Source organism: Microbacterium sp. CPCC 204701 (assembly GCF_004010105.1).
In the GTDB taxonomy this organism is placed as follows: Bacteria; Actinomycetota; Actinomycetes; order Actinomycetales; family Microbacteriaceae; genus Microbacterium.
Window position 1 is genome coordinate 1 of sequence record NZ_RRYE01000274.1, and the last position, 4,110, is coordinate 4,110.

General features: G+C 72.7%; 5 protein-coding genes. 3 read left to right on the forward strand and 2 right to left on the reverse strand.

Annotated elements, in window-relative coordinates:
* The coding region (locus EIO58_RS13735) for a glutamate-1-semialdehyde 2,1-aminomutase (RefSeq protein ID WP_127820008.1) at nucleotides 1–1,025 on the forward strand (1,025 nt) is incomplete at its 5' end.
* An 86-nt stretch (nucleotides 1,026–1,111) separates the two neighbouring features.
* On the opposite strand, the gene EIO58_RS13740 is transcribed toward EIO58_RS13735, so the two are convergent.
* Together EIO58_RS13740 and EIO58_RS13745 are read right to left on the reverse strand one after the other, a co-directional pair.
* Nucleotides 1,112–2,257 (reverse strand): sensor histidine kinase, encoded by a 1,146-nt coding sequence (locus EIO58_RS13740; protein WP_127820009.1) that lies wholly within the window; start codon nucleotides 2,255–2,257, stop codon nucleotides 1,112–1,114.
* Nucleotides 2,254–2,985 (reverse strand): response regulator transcription factor, encoded by a 732-nt coding sequence (locus EIO58_RS13745; protein WP_127820010.1) that lies wholly within the window; start codon nucleotides 2,983–2,985, stop codon nucleotides 2,254–2,256. Before EIO58_RS13745 ends, EIO58_RS13740 begins: the two co-directional genes overlap by 4 nt.
* A 121-nt stretch (nucleotides 2,986–3,106) precedes the next feature.
* On the opposite strand from EIO58_RS13745, the gene EIO58_RS13750 reads away from it, so the two are divergent.
* Both EIO58_RS13750 and EIO58_RS13755 read left to right on the forward strand, forming a co-directional pair.
* Complete coding sequence (locus EIO58_RS13750; protein ID WP_127820011.1) at nucleotides 3,107–3,769, forward strand: glycosyltransferase family 2 protein; 663 nt, start codon at nucleotides 3,107–3,109, stop codon at nucleotides 3,767–3,769.
* A partial coding sequence (locus EIO58_RS13755) for a DUF2064 domain-containing protein (protein ID WP_164861709.1) occupies nucleotides 3,766–4,110 on the forward strand: 345 nt, incomplete at its 3' end. The genes EIO58_RS13750 and EIO58_RS13755, both read left to right, overlap by 4 nt.

A 4,110-nucleotide genomic window follows, 5' to 3' on the forward strand; every position in this document is an offset into this window, starting at 1 on the left:
TGATCGCCGCGCGGGTGACCCGGGACGGCGTCGCGACCCCGGTCGAGCGCGTGCGGCTCGTCTCCACGGGCACCGAGGCGACGATGACGGCGATCCGCCTCGCGCGCGGCGCGACCGGCCGCGACCTCGTCGTGAAGTTCGCCGGCCACTACCACGGGCACTCCGACGGCCTCCTCGCCGAGGCGGGCTCGGGCGTCGCGACGCTCGCCATGCCGGGCTCGGCGGGCGTTCCCGCCGCGATCGCGGCGCAGACGCTCGTGATCGCCTACAACGATGTCGATGCGGTGCGCGAGGTGTTCGCGGCGCGCGGCGATCAGATCGCCGCCGTCATCGTCGAGGCCGCCCCGGCCAACATGGGCATCGTGCCGCCGGCGGACGGGTTCAACGCCGCTCTCGCCGACATCGCGCACGCGCACGGCGCGCTGCTCATCCTCGACGAGGTGCTCACCGGCTTCCGGGTGGGCCCGGCCGGCTGGTACGGCATCGACCCGGTGCCGTTCTCGCCCGACCTCATCACGTTCGGCAAGGTCGTCGGCGGCGGGCTCCCGCTCGCCGCGATCGGCGGCGCCGCCGCGATCATGGAGCTGCTCGCGCCCCTCGGACCGGTGTACCAGGCGGGGACGCTCAGCGGCAATCCGCTCGCGGTCGCGGCTGGGCGCACCACGCTCGACCACCTCGACTCCGGGGCCTATGCCCGCATCGACGCCGCGGCGACGAAGATCGCCGATGCCGCGGCATCCGCCCTTGCCGAGGCCGGCGTGACGCACGTGCTGCAGCGCTCGGGAAACCTCTTCTCGATCCAGTTCGCCGCCGAGCCGCCGGTCGACTACGACACCGTCAAGGCGCAGGAGGCGTTCCGCTACCCGCCGTTCTTCCGAGCGATGCTGGAGCACGGCGTCTCGCTGCCGCCATCGGTGTTCGAGGCCTGGTTCGTCTCTGCGGCCCACGACGAGGCTGCCATCGCCCGGATCGTCGACGCCCTGCCCGCCGCCGCGCGGGCGGCGGCGCAGGCCCGTCCCGACTGACTACCACGGCGAGCTCGAGGCGATCTGCGCCGAGCACGTCCTCCTCGCGTTGGGTCGGGAGTCCAGGGTCCCGGGCCGCGCAGTCCTCACATCGCCAGCGCGACCTGCGGCAGCACGACGTCGAACCGGCATCCGCCCGGCACGTTGCGGGCGGAGATGTCGCCCTCGTGCGCCTTGACGATGCCGTGGGCGATCGCGAGGCCGAGTCCGGATCCGCCGACATGGGGCGACGGCTGGGGCGTGCGCGAGGCATCCGATCGCCAGCCCGCGAGGAAGATCTTCGGCATGTCGGTCTCGGGGATGCCGCCGCCCGCATCGACGACCGAGAGCATCGCGGTGCCGTCGCTCAGGTCGCGGGTGGTGACCGAGATCTCGCTGCCCGGGGGCGAGTGCTGGATGGCGTTGATCAAGAGGTTCGCGACGACGCGTGCGAGCTCGCGAGCGTCGCCGACGACCGTCAGATCGGGACTGGGCGATTCCCGGATCGTGATGTCATGGGCCCGGGCGAGCGCGCTGAGCTCGGCGACCGCGTCGCTGACCAGGTCGTACAGCGACACCGGCTCCATCGTGAGCGCCAGCCGGCCGGACTGGATCTTCGACAGCTCGAACAGCTCGTCGACCAGCGCCGAGAGGTGGTCGACCTGCGCGCGCATCTGCCGGTGGAAGCGCTGCGGATCGTCGGCGAGCCCGTCCTCCAGCGCCTCCGCCATCGCGCGCAGTCCGGCCAGGGGCGTGCGCAGGTCATGCGAGATCCACGCGACGAGCTCGCGGCGCGACGTGTCGAGGGCATCCACCTCGGCGCGCGCCTCTTCGAGGCGGCGGCCGGCACGGGCGAGCTCCCCCTGCAGCGTCGCCAGCTCGGACCGGTCCGAGGACGCCGGAGGGACCACCTGGGCGCCGTCGCCGATGTCACGCGCGAAGCGCTGCAGCCGCGCCGTCTGACGTGTGAAGGTCCGCCCCAGCACCGCGGCGGCCGCGAGCGAGACGATCGTGGCGCTGCCCGAGACCCACACGCCCACGAGCAGGTCGTGCGGCGAGAGGTACATGGCGTTCGCGACGGCGATCATTCCGCTGGTCACCGACAGCATCGCGGTGAGCACGACGATCAGCAGCTGCACCATCAGCGGCGACCGGCGGGCGAGCCGCAGCGCGAGAAGCCCGAGCACGCCGACGACGACGGCGCACAGCAGGGCGATGCCGACGATGGACACGAGGTCGGGAAAGGGGATCACTCCGCCTCCTCCCCCGGCTCGAACCGGTACCCGACGCCCCACACGGTGCACAGGCGGCGAGGATGCGAGGGGTCGTCCTCGATCTTCTCGCGCAGTCGCCGCATCGTCACCGTGACCGTGGACAGATCGCCGAACTCCCATCCCCACACCGCACGCAGAAGCTCCTCCCGCGTGAATACCCGCCGAGGGTGCTTGAGCAGGAAGGCGAACAGGTCGAACTCGCGGGTGGACAGCGCGAGGGGGCCGCCGTCCTTGGCCACGACGCGTGCCGACGCGTCGAGATGGAACGAGCCGATGTCGAACGGCGCCTCGGGTGCGAACTCGGTGAGACTGCGGCGCATCACCGCCTGCACGCGCAGGACGAGCTCCCGCGGCGAGAACGGCTTCGCGATGTAGTCGTCGGCTCCCGCCTCCAGCCCGCCCACGCGATCCTCCGGGCCGCCGAGGGCGGTGAGGAGGATGACGGGGATGTCCTCGGTCTCGCGGATGCGGCGACACACCTCGGCGCCGTCGATGCCGGGCAGCATGCGGTCGAGCACGACCAGGTCGGGGGCGCGCTCGGCGATGGTGTCGAGTGCCGCGAACCCGTCGGTGGCGACCTCGACGATGAACCCCGCCGCCTCCAGGTACGTGCCGACGACCTCCCGCACGGTCGCGTCGTCCTCGACGACGAGGACGCGGCGGTCGGCCAGGTCTGTCGTCGGCGGCGCAGCCCGGGAACTGGACATGTCGACAGGATAGGCCCGCGCACCCGGCACACAGCGGCGGGTGCCGCCGCGACGCACGGTTGTCCGCGCTTCGTAATCCTTTGCCCGCACCGCGACACCGGCCTCGCCCTACCGTCGACTCATGACCGCCGCCGTGGATGTCGTGTTCCCGTGCCTGGACGAGGCCCAGGCACTCCCCGGCGTGCTGTCGGCACTGCCGGCGGGAATGCGTCCCATCGTGGTCGACAACGGCTCCACCGACGACTCCGCCGCTGTCGCCGCCGCGCATGGCGCGTTCGTCGTCGCAGAGCCCCGGCGGGGGTTCGGCGCGGCGGCTCACGCGGGCCTACGTGCCGCGAGTGCTCCGATCGTGGCGTTCTGCGACGCCGACGGATCGTTCGACTCGGCCGAACTCGAGCGGGTCGTCGCTCCGATCGCGGCGGGCGAGGCGGACCTCGTGCTGGGCCGTCGCCGTCCCGAGCCCGGATCGTGGCCCCTGCACGCGCGTGTGGCGAATGCGTATCTCGCCTCGCGGCTGACCTCGATCACCGGCGCACGCCTGCACGATCTCGGACCGATGCGGGCGGCGCGGCGCGACGCCCTGCGCGACCTCGATCTGCGCGACCGGCGCAGCGGATACCCGCTGGAGATGGTGCTGCTCGCAGCCCGGCGAGGCTGGCGCATCACCGAGGTCGACGTCCGGTATCGCCCGCGCGTCGGCAGGTCGAAGGTCACCGGAACGGTGCGCGGTACGGCGACCGCGATCGCCGACATGTCGCGCGTGCTGCGGGAGGTCGCCCGGTGACGACGGTCGTGCTGATGGCGAAGGAGTGCCGCCCGGGGCGGGTCAAGACCCGGCTGCATCCGCCGTTCAGCCTCGCGCAGGCCGCGTTGATCGCGGAGGCGAGCCTCCTCGACACGATCGAGACAGTGACGGATCTCGCCGTCGACCGCCGGGTGCTGTGCCTCGACGGCGACGTCGCGCCCATCCTCCCTCCGGGGTGGGAGCTCATGCGGCAGGGCGCGGGCGGCCTGGACGAGCGGATCGCCGCCGCCCTCGACGCGTGCGACGGCCCGACGCTCGTGATCGGCATGGACACGCCGCAGCTGACGGGGGGCGACCTGCCGACTCTCGTCGGCTGGCCG